Annotated in this window: 15 protein-coding genes; 5 read left to right on the forward strand and 10 right to left on the reverse strand. The window is 72.6% G+C overall.

Annotated features, from left to right (window positions below; genetic code table 11):
* Window positions 1-286 precede the first annotated feature (286 nt).
* Genes ACLQ29_RS10580 through ACLQ29_RS10590 form a run of 3 tightly spaced genes read right to left on the reverse strand, consistent with a single transcriptional unit; the run spans window position 287 to window position 3,434 of the window.
* Window positions 287-1,054, reverse strand: coding sequence for a TetR/AcrR family transcriptional regulator (locus ACLQ29_RS10580; RefSeq protein ID WP_425771431.1), 768 nt, complete (start codon window positions 1,052-1,054; stop codon window positions 287-289).
* Window positions 1,055-1,110: 56 nt separating this feature from the next.
* A complete protein-coding gene (locus ACLQ29_RS10585; protein ID WP_425771432.1) occupies window positions 1,111-2,745 on the reverse strand; it encodes an MFS transporter in 1,635 nt (544 codons plus the stop codon).
* Window positions 2,739-3,434 (reverse strand): SDR family NAD(P)-dependent oxidoreductase, encoded by a 696-nt coding sequence (locus ACLQ29_RS10590; protein ID WP_425771433.1) that lies wholly within the window; start codon window positions 3,432-3,434, stop codon window positions 2,739-2,741. Before ACLQ29_RS10590 ends, ACLQ29_RS10585 begins: the two co-directional genes overlap by 7 nt.
* A 153-nt stretch (window positions 3,435-3,587) precedes the next feature.
* On the opposite strand from ACLQ29_RS10590, the gene ACLQ29_RS10595 reads away from it, so the two are divergent.
* The 3 genes from ACLQ29_RS10595 to ACLQ29_RS10605 all read left to right on the forward strand — a co-directional run bounded on the left by ACLQ29_RS10595 (window position 3,588) and on the right by ACLQ29_RS10605 (window position 6,680).
* Window positions 3,588-4,877 carry a histidine kinase gene (locus ACLQ29_RS10595; protein WP_425771434.1) on the forward strand — a complete coding sequence of 430 codons (1,290 nt, stop codon included), beginning with the start codon at window positions 3,588-3,590 and terminating at the stop codon, window positions 4,875-4,877.
* Complete coding sequence (locus ACLQ29_RS10600; RefSeq protein ID WP_393367366.1) at window positions 4,865-5,530, forward strand: response regulator transcription factor; 666 nt, start codon at window positions 4,865-4,867, stop codon at window positions 5,528-5,530. Before ACLQ29_RS10595 ends, ACLQ29_RS10600 begins: the two co-directional genes overlap by 13 nt.
* A gap of 88 nt (window positions 5,531-5,618) precedes the next feature.
* Window positions 5,619-6,680 (forward strand): Gfo/Idh/MocA family oxidoreductase, encoded by a 1,062-nt coding sequence (locus ACLQ29_RS10605; protein WP_425771435.1) that lies wholly within the window; start codon window positions 5,619-5,621, stop codon window positions 6,678-6,680.
* Window positions 6,681-6,782: 102 nt separating this feature from the next.
* Here the strand turns inward: ACLQ29_RS10605 and ACLQ29_RS10610 are convergent, their stop codons facing one another.
* From ACLQ29_RS10610 to ACLQ29_RS10625, 4 genes are all read right to left on the reverse strand, one after another.
* On the reverse strand, window positions 6,783-6,986 hold the full coding sequence (locus ACLQ29_RS10610) for a hypothetical protein (RefSeq protein WP_425771436.1): 204 nt from the start codon (window positions 6,984-6,986) through the stop codon (window positions 6,783-6,785).
* 142 nt (window positions 6,987-7,128) lie between these two features.
* Window positions 7,129-7,362, reverse strand: coding sequence for a winged helix-turn-helix domain-containing protein (locus tag ACLQ29_RS10615; RefSeq protein WP_425771437.1), 234 nt, complete (start codon window positions 7,360-7,362; stop codon window positions 7,129-7,131).
* 296 nt (window positions 7,363-7,658) lie between these two features.
* Window positions 7,659-7,880 (reverse strand): hypothetical protein, encoded by a 222-nt coding sequence (locus ACLQ29_RS10620; protein ID WP_030335934.1) that lies wholly within the window; start codon window positions 7,878-7,880, stop codon window positions 7,659-7,661.
* A 157-nt stretch (window positions 7,881-8,037) separates the two neighbouring features.
* Complete coding sequence (locus ACLQ29_RS10625) at window positions 8,038-9,126, reverse strand: hypothetical protein (RefSeq protein WP_425771438.1); 1,089 nt, start codon at window positions 9,124-9,126, stop codon at window positions 8,038-8,040.
* Here ACLQ29_RS10625 and ACLQ29_RS10630 point away from each other — a divergent pair.
* On the forward strand, window positions 9,116-10,105 hold the full coding sequence (locus ACLQ29_RS10630) for a hypothetical protein (RefSeq protein WP_425771439.1): 990 nt from the start codon (window positions 9,116-9,118) through the stop codon (window positions 10,103-10,105). The genes ACLQ29_RS10625 and ACLQ29_RS10630 overlap by 11 nt on opposite strands.
* 68 nt (window positions 10,106-10,173) lie before the next feature.
* Here the strand turns inward: ACLQ29_RS10630 and ACLQ29_RS10635 are convergent, their stop codons facing one another.
* Together ACLQ29_RS10635 and ACLQ29_RS10640 are read right to left on the reverse strand one after the other, a co-directional pair.
* On the reverse strand, window positions 10,174-12,834 hold the full coding sequence (locus ACLQ29_RS10635; RefSeq protein WP_425771440.1) for an AAA family ATPase: 2,661 nt from the start codon (window positions 12,832-12,834) through the stop codon (window positions 10,174-10,176).
* A 146-nt stretch (window positions 12,835-12,980) separates the two neighbouring features.
* Window positions 12,981-14,075 (reverse strand): NYN domain-containing protein, encoded by a 1,095-nt coding sequence (locus ACLQ29_RS10640; RefSeq protein WP_425771441.1) that lies wholly within the window; start codon window positions 14,073-14,075, stop codon window positions 12,981-12,983.
* A gap of 221 nt (window positions 14,076-14,296) precedes the next feature.
* Here ACLQ29_RS10640 and ACLQ29_RS10645 point away from each other — a divergent pair, with 221 nt between their 5' ends.
* Window positions 14,297-16,333 (forward strand): glycosyl hydrolase family 28-related protein, encoded by a 2,037-nt coding sequence (locus tag ACLQ29_RS10645; RefSeq protein WP_425771442.1) that lies wholly within the window; start codon window positions 14,297-14,299, stop codon window positions 16,331-16,333.
* 42 nt (window positions 16,334-16,375) lie between these two features.
* On the opposite strand, the gene ACLQ29_RS10650 is transcribed toward ACLQ29_RS10645, so the two are convergent.
* Entirely contained in the window at window positions 16,376-17,005 is a 630-nt protein-coding gene (locus tag ACLQ29_RS10650) for a CG0192-related protein (protein ID WP_425771443.1), read from the reverse strand.
* Between the last annotated feature and the right edge of the window lie 13 nt (window positions 17,006-17,018).

Consider the following 17,018-nt stretch of genomic DNA (forward strand, 5'->3'; position numbering starts at 1 on the left):
AGGATGGGCGGCTGGTGGCCGCTCCTAGGATGGGTTGGTGCGCACGGCCGGTGCGCACGGTGAGTACCTGCGTGCCCGGCGCGAGCTGATCAGGCCGGGCGACGTCGGGCTGCCCGCGCCCTAGGGCGTGTGTCAAAGTCCTCGGTCGAGCCGAGGCGGAGTCCAGGCGGCGGTCCGGCAAGGCGGAGATTGGTCCGGATACCGGTGTTGTATCCGGACCAATCTCCAACGCGGCCGGTCGTCGTCTGGGCCCGCCGCAGGCCGGCCAGGGGCTTTGACACACGCCCTAACCGGCGGTGGCCCGGTCGGCGACCACCACCGAGATCCCGTCGAGGACGCGTTGCAGGCCGAACTCGAAGGCGTAGTCCGGGTCGTAGGGGGCACCGTGCTGTTGGCCGGCCGCCGTGCCGACCCGCGAGGCGGTCGGGTAGGCACCGGCCGTCAGGAACGTCTCCAGCCAGGGCGCGTGCGACTGCCACCACTGCCCGTCGGTCATGCCGGTCTCGCGCTCCAGGTCGACGACCTCGGTGGCGGCCCGGGCGGAACTCTTCACGTGCCCGAGGACGAGCGTGAGCACCGCGTCCATCTCGACGTCGGTGAGCCCGATGTCGGCGACCGCGCTCAGCTCGCGGTCGTACTTGGCCACCAGGTGCGGGCCGAGCACCGGCCGGGTCGTCTCGGCCCGGAGCATCCACCGATGCCGCAGGTAGAGCGCGAGATTGTCGCGGGCGACCCGCTCCAGCCGGGCCCGCCAGTCCCCCTCGGCGGCGGGGTGCGGCAGCTCGCCGTACGCGGTATCGATCATGACGGCGACGAGTTCGGCCTTGCCCGGCACGTAGGTGTAGACCGACATGGTGCCGACGCCCAACGCCTCGCCGACCCGGCGCATCGTCAGCGCGTCGAGGCCGTCGGTGTCGGCGATGTCGATCGCGGCCCGGACGATCCGGTCGACGCTGAGACCCGGGCCGGCGCTGCGGCTTGCCGGTTCCCGGGTGCGCCAGAGGATGGCCAGGCTGCGGGCCGGGTCCGCGGTCCCCTTGCGTTCACTCGCCATGATCCGGTCATCCTAACAACGCGGGCGTACGCCGTACGTCGCCCGCCGGCCCGACCTCACAGCTCTTCGCGGTCGTCGGACAACGTCGGGCCGGCGGCGGCGGGCACGAGGTGCCGCACCTCCGGTTCGTCGTCGGTGAACTCCCGGGCCCGTTCCTCGGCCGCGCGATCCTCGCCGGTCAACCGACCGCCGTGCTGACGCAGGTGTTCGTCCCAGGACGGCACCAGGTACACCTCGACGAACCGGTCCGTCGTCTCGGCCGGCCGGAACAACCCCCACCGCATCGCGCCAGTCCGCTGCCGCGCGCCGCGCACCTGGTCCATCGCCGCGAGGAACGACCCGGCCCGCTCCGGCCGGACGGTGTACTGCACCGTCACCAGCACCGGCCCCACCCCCGGGTCCGGTTCCTGCGCCAGGTGCAGTTGCGGCCAGTAGGCCGCCGGCTCGCGGTTGACCGACCGCAGGTCCGGCAACGGCCAGAGCCGGCTGGTCGCGGTGCCGACGAGCATCAGCGCCGCCGCCGCGAGATAGGCGAGGACCAGCCCGGCCATGTCGGCCACCAGGCCCCAGACCAGAGCGCCGACCGCCTGCCCACCGGCGAAACACACCTGGTAGACGGCCAAGCCCCGGGCCCGTACCCAGCTGGGCAGGAAGAGCTGCATCTCGGCGTTGACGTTGGCCAGGACCGTCACCCAGGCCATCCCGGCGGGCAGCAGGGCGAGGAGCACCAGGGGTACCACCCGCACGGTGCCGACCACTGTCAGCGCCACGGTGAACAGCACGCCGGCGATCAGCAGGAGCTGGTTGGCCGACAGCCGGGTGCGGATCATGGCCAGCAGCACACCGCCGGTGATGGCGCCCACGCCGAGAGCCGCCAGCAGCAGCCCGTACCCGCCGGAACCCAACCCCAGCCGCCGGGCGGCCACCAGCGGCAGCAGCGCCCACAGCGCGCTGGCCGGGACCACGAAGACCAGCGCACGACGCAGGAGCCGGCGCACGGTCGGCGAGTGGCGTACGTACCGGCTGCCGGCGCGCAGGGCGGCGGTGAACCGCTCGGGCACCTCGACCGCGCGGGCGTTGCGGGGCCGCCAGCGCCACAGCGCGTACGCGAAGATCCCGAAGGCGACCGCGTTGATGCCGAAGACCGGGGCGACGCCGGTACGGGCGATCAGCACGCCGGCCACCGCGGGCCCGACGGCCCTCGCCACGTTCACGCTTATCGAACCGAGCGCGGACGCCGACCGAAGCTGGTCGGACGGCACCAGCTCCGGGATCACCGCCGCCCAGGCCGGCAGGGTCAACGCCTGCCCGACCCCGAACGCGAAGGTGAGGGTGAGCAGCAACGCCGGCGGCATCCGGTCGGTCAGGGTGAGCAGCGTCAACGTCACCGCCACCGCCACCAGGAACAGCTGCACGGCGATCAGCAGGTGCCGGCGGTCGAAGGTGTCGGCCAGCACCCCGGCCGGCAACGCCAGCAGCAGCACCGGCAGCAGGCTGGCGGTCTGGACCAGCGCGACGAGAGTGGACGCGTTGGTGTGGTGGATCAGCAGCCACTGGGCGCCGACCGTCTGCATCCAGGTGCCGATGTTGGCGGCGAGCAGGGCCAACCACAGGTTGCGGTAGACCGCGGTCCGCAGCGGCGCCCAGGCCGACGCCGGACGGTCGTCGGGTCCGGCTCCGGCCGTCACCACCGCCCGTCCGCGCGCAGCACGCGCTCACCGGAGACGTAGAGGTCGTCGGGTTCGAGCAGCAGCAGCCGGACGACCTCGGTGGCGACCTGTTCGGGCATGGCGTACACCTCGTCCAGGAACTCGGCGCCCACCCGTTCCTGTAGCCGCGTCGGCATCGGTCCAGGATGCAGCTGCATCACCTTGACCCGGTTGCTGTGCTGGGCCTCGGCCAGCGAGTCGACAAGGCTGTTGCCGTAGCTCTTGGTGGCCCGGTAGACGGGGATGCCGGGCCGGGGGGCCGCCAACGCCAGCGCGCCGATGTAGACGACGTTCCCGTGGCCCTGCCGGTGCAGGTGCTGCACCGCCTCCCGCAGCAGGTACGTGATGCCCAGAACGTTGATCTCCACGGCCCGACGGATGTGCTCCACCGACAGGTCCCCCAGGTCGCCGCCCGCCCACATCGAGGCGCAGGCGGCCACCCCGTCGATAGTGCCGTAGCGCTCGACCACCTCGGCGAACCCGTCGCGGACCTGCTCGTAGGAGGAGATGTCGCAGACGGCACCGTCGCAACCCAACTCGTCGGTCGCGGCGGCGACCTCGGCCGGCACGTTGCCGAACACCACTACCTGATGCTCGTCGACGAGCAGTCGGGCCACCGCGAGGCCGAGGCCACTGGTACCGCCGACAACCACGAAGGTGCTGGCACCCATGTCTCTCCAGCCGCCGCCCGGACAGGTCACGTACGCCGCGTTCTTCCCGTTTCCGGAGGCCGCACACGCGAGGGGTCGGTAGTGCTGGACCTACCTCGGAAAGGGGATCTGGACGGCTGGGGCGCCAGGTCGTGCCCGATTAGCGTCTTCGGTATGACCCCGGAACCCCCTACTCGGCTGGACGAGGCGCTGCGTCGCCGCACCTGGCTGATCTCCGCCTGGCCCTGGCGCGCGCTGGCCTACGTGCTCAGCACCGTGCCGATCGCGGGCATCCTCGCCACCGGGCTGCTCGTCATCGGCGCGCCGCTGCTGGCCGCCGCCAACGGGTTGCTGCTGCACGGTCGGCCGCCCGGCGTCGCGCTGCTGCTGTTCCTGGCGGTCGGCAGCCTCAGCCTGCTGGCGGTCGCGCCGATCGTGAGCTTCCCGGTGGCCGTCATCGAGCGGTGGCGGCTCCGGCTCGTGGACAACCGTCCGCTGCCCGCGCCGCCGTGGCCGGGTCTGGTCGCCCGCTACCGCAGCGCCGGGGCCTGGCGAGAGGTGGCGTACCTTTTCTGCCTGGGCGGGCTCGTGCCCGTCGTGTACTGGTTCTTCCTGCTGCTGGTGCTGCTCGACCTCGGGATGATCACCAGTCCCTGGCTGGCCGGCGACGCCGAGCCGGTCGTCATCTGGCAGCCGATCGAGACCACCGCGGAAGCCATCCCGTACGCGATCGTGGCGGTGCTGCTGCTGCCCGTCTTCTGTTACGCGACCGGTCTGATCGCCGCCGCACAGGCAGCCATGACCCGGTGGGCGCTGGCCTGGCCGGTGAACGCGGCGGCGCTGCGCGAGGTCGCCCGTTCGCGCACTCGGCTGGTCGGCGCGTACGAGGCGGAACGGCGCCGGATCGAACGGGACCTGCACGACGGCGCGCAGCCACGACTGACAAGCCTCACCCTCCAGCTCGGTCTGGCCCGGTTGGACGTACCCGAGGACTCCCCGGCCGCCCGGCCCCTCGCCGTGGCACACGACCAGGCCCGGGGCCTGATGGTGATGTTGCGACAGTTGGTGCACGGCATTCGCCCGCAGAGCCTCACCGACCTCGGTCTGGCCGGCGCCGCGAGCGAGCTGGCCGACGTCGCCACCATCCCGGTCACCGTGCACGCCGACCTGCACGGCGAGTTGCCGGAGATCGTCGAGACGACCGCCTACTTCGTGGTGTCCGAGGCGCTGGGCAACGTCGTCCGGCACGCCGGGGCGACCCGCGCCGACGTACGCCTCACCCGGGTCGGCGGTGACCTCGTCGTCGAGGTGACCGACGACGGTCACGGCGGCGCCGACCCGGCCCGGGGCACCGGCCTGACCGGGCTCGCCGACCGGGTCGCCGCCGTGGACGGCCGGCTGCTGCTGTCCAGCCCGCCCGGCGGGCCTACCCTGGTCCGGGTGGAGCTGCCATGTCGTCGGTGACCCGAGTGGTCCTCGCGGAGGACGAGGTGCTGCTGCGGGAGGGCCTGGTCGCGCTGCTGACCCGCTTCGAGTTCACGGTGTGCGCCGCCGTCGGCTCCGCGCCCGAGCTGCTGGGCGCGGCCCGCGAACACCAACCGGACCTGGTGCTCACCGACATCCGGATGCCGCCGGGTCGCCACGACGACGGGCTCCGGGCGGCCGTCGCGTTGCGCGCCGAGCGACCCCACCTGCCGGTGGTGGTGCTCAGCCAGTACGTGCAGACCGGGTACGCGGCGGCGCTGCTGGACAGCGGCGACGGTCAGCGGGTGGGCTACCTGCTCAAGGACCGGGTGGCCGAGGTCACCGAGTTCGTCGACACGCTGCGCCGGGTCACGGCCGGCGGCACCGCCATCGACCCGGACGTGGTGCGGCAACTGCTGCACCGCCCGCGCGATCCGCTCGCCGCGCTCTCCGCCCGCGAACGCGAGGTGCTGGCGCTGCTGGCCGAGGGTCGGTCGAACGCCTCGATCGCCGGCCGACTGCACGTCACCGAGGCGGCGGTCGGCAAGCACGTCGGCAACATCCTGCTGAAGCTCGACCTGCCGCCCAGCGACGACACCAACCGCCGGGTGCTCGCGGTGCTCACCTACCTGCGCCGCGACCCGACGGGCTGACCAGCACCGGGCCGAGGTCGGGGCGTAGATTCGACGCGCGGTGCCGCCGCCACCGATGGGCGCGGGCCGGCGAGACGGGGGTACGGGCATGGCGGAGGCGCTGCGGGTCGGTCTGCTGGGATATGGGCTGGCGGGTCGGGTGTTCCACGCGCCGCTGATCGCCGCGACCCCCGGGCTGCGGCTCGACGCGATCGTGACCCGCGATCCGCAGCGACGCGAACAGGCCCGGCAGCACTTCCCGGACGCCCGCCTGGTCGACGACGCCGACGAGCTGTGGCGTACCCCGGATGCCCTGGACCTGGTCGTGGTGGCGACGCCGAACCGGCAGCACGTGCCGATGGCCCGAGCGGCACTGGCCGCCGGGCTGCCGGTGGTCGTCGACAAGCCCCTCTCCCCGACCGCCGCGGAGGGTCGCGCCCTGATCGGCGAGGCCACCGAGCGTGGGGTGCCGCTGACGGTCTTCCAGAACCGGCGCTGGGACGGCGACTTCCTGACCGTCCGCCGCCTGGTCGAGCAGGGCGAGTTGGGCCGGGTGCTGCGCTTCGAGTCCCGGTTCGAGCGGTTCCGTCCGACGATCAAGCCGGGCTGGCGGGAGCTTGCCGGTCCCGAGGAGGCCGGCGGCGCCCTCTTCGACCTCGGCGCCCACCTCGTCGACCAGGCGGTGCAACTGTTCGGCCGGGTCGAGCGCGTCTACGCGGAGGTGGACCGTCGCCGCGCGGGCGCGGCCGTCGACGACGACGCCTTCGTGGCGTTGACCCACGCCAACGGGGTGCGCTCGCACCTGTGGATGGGCGCCATGACCGCTCAGCTCGGGCCGCGCCTGCGGGTGCTGGGCGACCGGGCCGGCTACACGACGTACGGCCTCGATGTGCAGGAGGCGGCCCTGCACGACGGCGGCCGACCGGGCCAGCCGGGGTGGGGCGAGGTTCCGCCGGAGCGGTACGGCCTGCTCGGTGTGGATGGCGACCTGCGGGCGGTGCCGACCGAGCCCGGCGCGTACCAGAGCTTCTACGCGCAGGTGGCGGCGGCGCTGCGCGACGGCACGCCGATGCCGGTGGACCCGCGGGACTCGGTCGCCACCGTCGAGCTGATCGAGCTGGCGCACCGGTCGGCCGCCGAGGGCGCGGTGCTGCCGGTCCCGACCGCCTGAGCGAGGCGATCACCGCCGGCCCGTTCATGATCGACTCGGTTTCCGTGAAGTCGGGGTGTCAGACCGCCCCGGACACACCGACTTCAACGAAGGCGAGTGGACCTACTGGTCGGTGTCCTGCTCGGAGAGGGCCTCGTCCGGCTCGGAATGGGCCTCGTCCTGCTCGGAGGGGGCCTCGTCCGGGGCTCGGGCGTCGTCGTCGGCAAGCGCGTCGTCCGACGAGGTGGTGAGGTTGCCGAGCCGACGCTCGGCTTCCCGAACCTCCTCGTCGAGGCCGGGGTTCTCCTCGTCGGGGCTCTGCGACATGGGCGACCTCCATCGGGCACGACCGGCAGGTCTCCGTGTACCCGGCCTGAGGGCGGGGTACACGGACCGCGCGGGGCGTCCCTTGATCAGGTGATGAGAAGTAGTCGAATCCGCCCCCGGACACCTACTTCTCATCACCTGATCAAGGAGAATCCACATCCTCAGCGACCCACAGGCCACGGCCCTGGAGACCGACCACCACGCCACGGGTCTGCAGGACGATGATCGCCCTCTGGACCGTGGTCACGCTGACGTCGTACAGGTTCGCGAGTTCGTTGTAGGTGGGCAGACGCTCTCCTGCCGCGTACTCCCCGCTCTTGATCCGGGCGGCGAGGTCCTCGGCCACCTCGCGGTATCCGCCGGTAGGTATGGGCATGTGAAGGTTCCTTCGTTCGGCACCTTCCATCGGACCGGACTCGTGCTCTCGACAGGCCGTGGCGAGCAGGCGGCTGCTTCGAGTGCGGAGGTCGCAACGACTGCCCACAGCTTGCTTGGGCGCTGGCGCTGATAGCGGACGTCGCTTCGGTCATGCTCCAAAAGCGGTGACCCGCAACCTGGGCGTCTGTCGGCCCGACGACCGCGAGCGCGCGAGCTGAGCCGAGCGCCGGGCCGGCCGGGGAGCGCACCGGGCGGGGAACCCAGGAGCGTTTGCCGGCCCGGCCCGGTGCCGGATCAGCGCTGCTTCAGCTCGCGCCAGGATGGGTGGGTGCCGCGCCAGGCATCGGCGAGGATGGCCGCCGAGGCCCGGCTTGGGCACTGCTGCACCCGCTCACGACCCGACGCCCCACCGATCTGGGCGCGGACCTCCCAACCCTGCCCGTCAGTACGGATATACACGTCCCGGCGTCCGCGCGGGGTCGTGTCTCCGTTCCACCAATGCTCCTCGACCTTCATTCGCCGACCGTATAGCAAATTTTGCGCCGGGGGTACGGCGCAGGTGGGCTTATACCAGGGCGATAGCCGTAATTCCGGCGCATTTCGGCCTATGCGTTGACGAGGAGGACCCGCATCGGCGGATCCTCCCCGTCCTGAGCGACCAATCAGGGGGTGCTCACATGTCGCCGAGCACTCCGGCCAGGGCGGCGGCCAACGCGTCCTGGCCTGCGGGGCTGGGGTGCGGTGAACCACCCTCGGCAGTGATCTGAATGTCGCCGGGCGTGAACGGCGGCGGGGCCGCCACCCGCACGGCCGGGTCGAACGGCACGCCGAGCTGGATCGCCCAGTTCAGATCGCTGATCACTGTCCGTACGGTGCCCACCCAGAGCGGGTCGATGAGCGGTTGCAGCGTCGACACCGGAGCCGCCGGCAGGTAGGACTGCAACCCGGTCGGCAGCAACGACCTGAGCTTCGCCCAGGAATACTGGCCGATGTCGACGTTGGCCGGGGTGATGTCGTAATACAGCATCCAGACGACCTTGTCCGCGCCGGCGGCCAGCAACGAGTTGACGATCGTGGTGGCGTCGGCGGTGATGCCGGCGTACTGAGCCGGGCCGTTGTAACGCGGCACCCCGATGTTGATGTAGTAGTCCTCGCCGGCCGGCAGGTCGAGCCAGAAGTTGCAGCCCCCACCGTTGGTGACGATGCCCTGCTTGCCGCCGACGGCCGCCCACTCGAAGCGGAACAGGCCCGTGGGGTTGAGGCTCTCCCCGGCGAACTCCAGCGCGCGACACATGGCCAGCCGGATCAGCACGGTGTTCCAGTTGGTGTTGTTCACCCCTCCGGTCGTGGCGTGGTACGCGTGGTGCCCGTCCGCCTTCGCCTTCGCGATCCGCGCGGTGGCGAGGCCGAGCGGGCTGGCCACCCGACCCCAGGCGTTCCCGCACGCGTCGGGCCCGGCGCGACCGGCGATGATGTCCCCGGTGCCGTACCCGGTGCGCGCGTAGTTGTCGTAGTCGACGACGCTGCCGTCCAGGTCGAAGTACCGCCGGCCGTAGCTGTAGACGCCGTTGTTGCCGGGCATGCCGCGGCCGTCGAACGAGGTCATCGGGCAGCCGGGGCCCACCCCGAACCCGAACTGGTGGTGCGCGGAACTGATCGAGTCACCGGTCAGGGTCAGCACCGTGTCGTCCGTGACCGTCTGCACCTCCCGGCAGCGGATCCGGTCCTTGTTCGCGTCCACCAGGGTGGGGTTGCCGGCCACGTTGGGGCAGCCGGTCGGCGGCGGGGGTGGTGGCGAGGGCGGCCCGCCGGTGGGCGGGTCGGTCGGGTTGGGCGGATCGGTCGGCTCCGGCGAGCCGCTGCCGCTGGGCGACGCGGACCCGGACGGTGACGCGCTACCGGACGGCGACGCACTCCCCGACGGTGACGCGCTCCCCGACGGCAAAGAACTGCCCGACGGCGAGGCGCTTCCGGATGGCGAGGAACTGCCCGACGGCGAGGCGCTTCCGGATGGCGAGGAACTGCCCGACGGCGACGCGCTCCCCGACGGAGAGGAACTACCGGACGGCGACGCACTGCCCGAGGGGGACGCACTGCCCGAGGGGGACGCACTGCCCGACGGCGACGCACTGCCCGACGGCGACGCGCTGCCCGACGGCGACGCGCTGCCGGATGGGGAGGCGCTGCCGGAGGGGCAGGGCGTCCCGGTGGGCGACGCCGTCGAACTGGGTGAGGCGGTCGAGCTGGGTGACGTCGTCGAACTGGGTGACGTCGTCGTGGTGGGTGCGGTCGCGGTGGCGGCGGGGGCACGTTTCGCGACCGGCTCCGCCGTGACGGGCGGCCGGGTCGCCCGGGTCGGCGCGGTCGAGGCCGACGGCGACCCGCTCGGGTCCGGGCAGTCGGCAGCGGCGGCGGCTTTCTGGGTACGGATCCGCGCGAGCCGCGCCTCCACCTCCACCGGAAGCTTCCCGCCCGGCTTGACGCACGGGTCGAGCAACCAGGTCGTACCCTCCAACTCGCGGGTGCACGGCGGCGCGTCGTACGACGCCCGCTCCGCACCGGCGGCAGCGGGGGTGGCCGGTGCGCCGCCGGCGGCCGGGGCGACGAGTGCGGTGACCATGGCCACCGTCACCGCCACCCCGGCGGCGAAAAGAACATTGTGGACGCGGGGCGACCTCGTGGGTCGCGGTCCTGGCGGTCCACCAGGGTGCAAATGGCTCATGCCGTCCTCCAGGGACTGAGGTGCGCCGGTAGTTGTTACCGCACGGTAGGCAGGTGTGCGGTAGCCCGGTAGATCAGTCGCCCTTACCTACTGTGGAGGATCAATCGCGCCCGGTGACCTGTCCGGCGCCCCCGGTCGGTCGTGGCCGAGCACCACGGCCAACTCCCGGCGGTTGCGCACACCCAGCTTCGTGAAGACGCGGGCCAGGTTGTTGTTGACGGTGTTCACCGACAACCCCAGCCGGTCGGCGATGCTGCGGCTGGGCAGGGTCACCGCGAGCATGGCCACGTCCCGCTCCCGACGGGTCAGCGTCGCCTCCTCGGCGCCCGCGGCGGTCGCGGTGAGCAGGGGTGTCCGGACCGCTCGGCACTCCCGGGCCAGCGTCGCGGCCCGCTGCGCCACCGCCACCCGTGGTCGGCCGCGCCGCGCGTACGCCCGGGCGGCGGCACCGAGCGCCTCGGCGGCGAGCAGGGTGTGGCCACGGGCGACGAGGTCGCCCGCGGCGGTCTCCAGCGCCGGCCCGTCATCGCGCACCAGAGCGTCGGCCGCGCCGGCGAGCGTCGACGCCAGCCCGCCGAGCCGTTCGGCGAGAGCGCCCAGCCGCTCCCGTACCGACTCGGGCGCGCCCAGCCGCGCGCACTCGTAGAGCGCCACCGCCTCGATTGTCGGCTGTTCGCTGCCCCGAGCCAGGTCGGCGGCGGTACGGGCGGTACGCATCGCCGCGGTGAGATCACCCTCGGCCACCTGCACCCAGGCGCGATCCAGCTCCACCCACGGGTGGAAGATCCGGTTCGCCGCGCGCTCCCGCGCATCGGCGGCGGCCAGCCAGCGGCGGGCGCCGGACGGGTCGCCGGCCAGCGCGCGGACCCCCGCCAACGCCGCCCAGTACGTGCGCACCAGGTGGTACTGGTCGTTCTCCTCGACGAGCGCGATGGCCTCCCGCAGGTCTGCCTCGGCGGCGTCGAGCCGTCCCTGGGTCTTCGCGACGATCCCCCGGAACCCGGCCCACACGGCGACCATTCCCCGCGCGTCGCTGGCCACCGCCGCGGCATAGCCGTGATCGGCCAGGTCGGCGGCTGCGGTCAGCTCGCCGGCAGCGTACTGGGCGTAGCAGAGCCCCAACCCGACCTGCGCCTCGTTCCACGGCATCGGCTCGGGTTCGGCGGCGAGCACCGCCCGGCCCCGCTCCGCCAGCTCGGCGGCGAGCCCGAGCCGGCCGAGCATCCCGGCCGCCGACGCCGCGCCCATCGTCGCCCAACTGGCCGCCCGTACCCCGGTGTCGGGCCGGGCCAGCACGGCCTGGCCGACGGACAGTGCGGCCTCGCACCGGCCGTCGTAGAACAGCACCCACGACCGGGTGGCCTCGGCCAGGTCGTGGCCGGGCGAGCCCGCAGGCACCATCCGCAGCGTCTCGTGCGCCTCGTCGATCCGGTCCAGGCCCCAGTAGAGCAGGCCGGCGCGGGTGATCGCCCACATGGCGAGGCGCTTGCTGCCCGGCGGTGGGGCCGGCGGAAGCATGTCGAGCGCCTCCTGGCTGCGCGCCTGGTACTGCAACACCCGGGCCAGCAGCCACTGCGCTTCCCAGCCCGGCGCGGCGTCGTACGCCGTGCGGGCCAACCGCTCGGCCAGGTCGATGTCGAACCTGTCGATCGCCTGCCGGGCGGCGGCCAGCGCGATGCCCGGATGCCGGACGCTGCCCGAACGGAGCTGCCACACTCCGGCGACAAGCGCGTCGTCCCGCCGCCGCAGCGGCATGCTGGCCAGCACGTCGGCGAGTTGCCCGAACACGGTGCGGGACCGGCTGGCCGGCATGCTGGCGCGCAGCGCCTCCCCGTAGAGCGGATGGGCCATGCGCAGCGCCGTACGGGCGCCGGAGCGTTCCGCGACCACCATGCCGCTGCGTTCGGCGGCCTCGATCGCGACCGGGTCGGTGAATCGTTCCAGCAGCGCCAGGGAGAGCGGTTCGCCGCAGGCGACCACCTCCAGCACCTGCCGGGCGGCCGGTTCCAGGGCGCGCAGCCGGGCGCTGACCAGCTCGGCGAGCCGGGGGCTGCCCGACGCGGTGCCGCGCCACCGCCAGACCCCCCGCGACTCGCGGAGCCCGCCGGTGTCCATGGCGTCGGCCAACAACTCCCGCAGCAGCAGCGGGTTGCCGTCGGCGAGCCGCGTCAGCCGCCGGCGGCTGATCGCGTCGAGCGGACCGGGCGCGGCCTCGTCGAGCAGGTGTTCCACTGCGGTGGCCGGAAGGGGGCGTACGTCAAGTCGCCGGCCAGAACCGGCCCACAGCGAGGTGAGCGCGTCGGAGAGCGGGAGGCCCGCCCGGACGGTCGCCACCGCCACGGCGAGGCCGTGTACGGCGAGCTGGTGCAGCAGCCCGGCCGAGGGTTCGTCCAGCAGGTGGGCGTCGTCGATGCCGATCACGATCGGGCGGTCACCACCGCGCCGGGCGAAATCGCGTTCGACAGTGCCGACCAGCCCCACCGGATCGGCACGCGGTCGGGTCTGCGCGGGGATCAGGTGCGAGACCGCGCCGAACGGGATCGACCGGGCCGCTCCGGTCGCGGAGACCCAGTGACACTCCACGCCGTCCTGGGCCGCACGGGCCAGCGCCTCCCGCAGCAGCCGCGTCTTTCCCACCCCGGCGGCACCGACAAGCACCAGCCCCGGCAACCGCGACGACACGACGTCCTCGATGATCTTCAGCTCGTCGTCGCGGCCGACGAGCGTCCATTCGCCACGTCCCGGCATGACGACCCTCACCTCGCCCTCGGGCAGCCCTACCACTCACCCTAGGGGGAGTTCCGGCACTCCCGCTCGACAGCCGTCGATGCGAGGCCGGGCGGGCCGGGCGAGGCCGGGCGGGCCGGGCGCTGCCGGCGCAGCGGGCGTGGCGCTCAGCTCTGAGTGGTCAGCAGGTAGTCGTCGGCTTCGGGGCTCCACCGCAGGTCGACCACGCCACCGGTGGCCGCGGCCTTGCAGAATTGCAGGAAGCTGCGGTAACCGAGCTTCTTCTCGCTGAAGTCGGGCCGGGCCCGGCGCAGTTGGTTCTTCAACCCGGACAGCGCCACCGGGTTACCGCTGCTGCCCAGCTCCGCCACCACGCCACGGAGCAGGCCGAACGCCACCTCCCGGTCACCGTGCTCGGGCAGCGAGACCCCGGGGTCGCCCTTCGCGGGCCCCTCGGCCAGCTCGATCACGGTGTGCTCGGCGAGGTGCCGCAGCAACTCCCCGAAGGTGCGGAAACCGTAGTCGGACTCGCTGAACGTCGGGTCCTTGCGCAGCAGGGTGCGCTTGAGCCGGGACGCGGTGACCTCACCGTTGGCGCTGCCCTGCAACCCGGCCACCGTCTGGGCGACGAGCACGGCGAGCGCGTCCACGTCCCGTCCGGGCTCCTCACCGGCCGGCCGGCCCACCTCCGGCTCCGGCTCCCGCTCGAGTTCCGGCTCCGGCGGGCGCTGATCCGGGCCGGCCGGGCGGGTCGGACGACCGCGCCGGCTGCGGGTCGGCGGGATGTCCACGCCCTCCAGGCGGTCGTAGTAGAGGAACTCGTCGCACGCCGGCGGGAGCAGCGCCGACGTCGACCCCTCGACACCGACGCCGATGACCCGCTTGTTCAGCTCGCGAAGCTTGTGCACGAGCGGGGTGAAGTCGCTGTCGCCACTACAGATCACGAACGTGGAGATGTAGTCGCGCTCGAACGCCAGCTCGATCGCGTCGACGGCCATCTTGATGTCCGCGGCGTTCTTCCGGGACGCGCCCATCCGCTGCGGGATCTCGATCAGCTCGACGTGGGACCGGGTGAGCATCCGACGGTCCTCGTCGAAGTAGGACCAGTCGGCGTACGCGCGGCGGACGACCACCCGACCCCGTTCGGCGAGCGCGTCGGCGATCGGCCGGAAGTCGAAGTCCGCGCCGCCACGATGATCGCGCGCCCCCAACGCGAGGTTCTCGTAGTCGAGGAACAGGGCGATCCGGTCTTCTTGATCCACGAGGCCCAGCGTACGCCGGGCGTGGGCGGTCTGGGCGCAGGCGAAGCGCGACACCTCAACTCGCCGATCGTCCATTTCTTGCGGTTTAATGGTCGTCGATTTTCGTACTTCGATTGTGGTCTTGCAGTGCGATGTTCGGTGCTGCATCATGACGATCAATGTCGGGCGTCGGGGGAAGCGCCGGGCGGACCTCCACCACCACCCATCCAGGAGGGTCACCGATGATTCGCAGCATCCTGCCGGCCCGGGGACGCCCCGGCCGACAAGCCGGCGCCGCCGTGGCGCTCGCCGCCGGCCTCGCCGTGCTTGTCGCCGTGCCCACCGTCGCCGTCGCCGGCCCGTCCGCGCCCGCCGGCACGCGGCCGGTGGTCACCCGCGCCGCCCTCGATCCGGCACTCGTCGCCGGGCGCGGCGCCGACGTCGACTTCGTCGAACAGGAGGCGGAGAACGCCCGCACCAACGGCGAGATCATCGGCCCCGACCGGACGGCCTACACGCTGCCCGCCGAGGCCTCCGGCCGCCGGGCGGTCCGGCTCGCCCCCGGGGAGTACGTGGAGTTCGTCCTCCCCAGCGCGGCGAACGGGATCAGCGTGCGGTACAGCATCCCGGACGCCCCGTCCGGCGGTGGGATCACGGCTCCGCTGCGCGTCGACGCCAACGGCAGGCACGTCCGCACCATGACGCTGACCTCGCAGTACTCCTGGCTCTACAACCAGTACCCGTTCTCCAACGACCCGCAGGCCGGGCTGCTGCACCCGGACTGGTGGATCACCGAGTGCCAGTGCGTGCCGGCGGCCACCACGCCGTACCCGAGCATCAGCACGCCGTTTCGGCCCACCCACTTCTACGACGAGCAGCGACTGCTGCTCGGGCGCACCTACCGAGCCGGTGACCGGATCCGCCTGACCGCGCCGACCGGGAGCGCCGCCGCCTGGACCGTCATCGACCTGCTCGACTCCGAGCTGGTCGCGCCGCCCCGCGTCCGGCTGCTCGCGGCGAACGTGCTCGCCTTCGGCGCCGACCCCACCGGCCGGCGGGACTCCGCCGACGCGATCGATCGGGCCATCGCCTTCGCCCGGCGCGCCCACCTCAAGGTCTACCTGCCGCCGGGCACCTACCAGGTCAACCGGCACATCATCGTCGACGACGTGACGATCGAGGGCGCCGGCAACTGGTACACCGTCATCAAGGGCCGCGAGGTCGCCCTGCCCACGCCCGCGCCGGACGGCTCGGTGCACACAGGCGTCGGGTTCTACGGCCGCGACGCCGCCGACGGCGGCAGCCGCAACGTCCACCTCTCCGGCTTCACCATCGAGGGGGACGTCCGGGAACGCATCGACACCGACCAGGTAAACGCGATCGGTGGGGCAATGAGCGACTCCACGATCGACGGGCTCTACCTGCGCCACACCAAGGCCGGCCTGTGGTTCGACGGGCCGATGCGCAACGTCCGCGTCACCAACAACATCGTCGTCGACCAGATCGCCGACGCGCTCAACTTCCACACCGGAGTGACCGACTCCCTCGTGGCGCACAACTTCGTCCGCAACACCGGCGACGACGGTCTGGCGATGTGGTCGGAGAAGACGGCGAACGCGCGCAACACGTTCGACCACAACACCGTGCAGTCGCCCACGCTTGCCAACGGCATCGCCATCTACGGCGGCACGGACACCACCGTCTCGCACAACCTCGTCGCCGACCCGGTCCGCGAGGGCAGCGGCATCCACGTCGGGGCCCGCTTCGGCGCGGAGCCGTTCACCGGGCACCTGCGGATCACCGACAACACCACCGCCCGCGCCGGCACCTACGAGTTGAACTGGAACATCGGGTTGGGCGCCATCTGGTTCTTCGCCCTGGACCGGAGCATCGACGCGGCCATCGAGGTGACCGGCGACGCGTACCTCGACAGCACCTACAACGCGATCATGCTGGTCAGCGACTGGCCGGTGAAGGACCTCTACTCGATCTCCAACGTGCGGTTCCGCGACATCCGGGTCGACGGCACCGGCACCTCGGTGGTCAGCGCCCGCACGGCCGGATCCGCCTCGTTCACCAACGTGGACGCCCGCCACGTGGGCGCGGTGGGGATCAACAACTGCGGTTCGTTCCACTTCACCCCGGCCGGCTCGGAGTTCACGGTGACCGACCTCGGCGGCAACGACGGCGGGTGGCTCGCGCCGTGGCTGCTGCCCAACACGATCACCTGCGACGACCGGCCGCCCGTGTCGCCGCCCCCGCCTCCGGCGCAGTGGTGAACGCGGTGGGCGGTCCGACTCGTCGGGCCGCCCACCGCAGCGTCACCGCGCTCGCAGGTACGCCAACGGCACGCTCGTCGGCTGCCCGCTCCACCTGCCGAGCAGGGCAGCGCCGGCGACGTCGGCAGCGCCGGGGCGGCGGACGACGACAAGTTCGACGGTGTCGGTGACGACGAGCGTGCGGTCCTCGTCGACCACCCGGCGCACCGCGCCGACCGGGGGCGCGTCGGCGTCCCCGGCGCCGCTGACCGCGATCGTCATGCTCGGCTCACGCACCTCACGCCGACCGTCCACCTCGAAGTACTGCTCCGCCTGGCCGGCGCCGGTGCGGATGGCGTGGGCGAGCGCGGCGGCGTACACCTCGTCGACGCAGCCGTCGTACACCCAGCGCCGGCCGAGCACCGAGTGGTCGGTGGTGCCGACCAGCCAGGCGTCCGCGCCGTCGAGGGGCGCGGCCCGATAGGTGAGCGGGACGTGGTGCACCGGCCCGTCGGGGGTGCTGACCAGCAGTGTCTCGATGCCGACCGCACCGGCCGGATCGTCGAAGCGGTAGGCGCCCCGGCTCACCAGCTCGACGCCGGCGGACCCGGCGTACCACTCTCGGTCGGGAAGCCAGGTCGCCAGCAGGTCGAGCTTCGTGGGGCGCAGGGTCGCCTTGTGCAGCAGTGCCATGCCGGCAGCCTAG

Source organism: Micromonospora sp. DT228 (assembly GCF_049841595.1).
Classification (GTDB): domain Bacteria; phylum Actinomycetota; class Actinomycetes; order Mycobacteriales; family Micromonosporaceae; genus Micromonospora.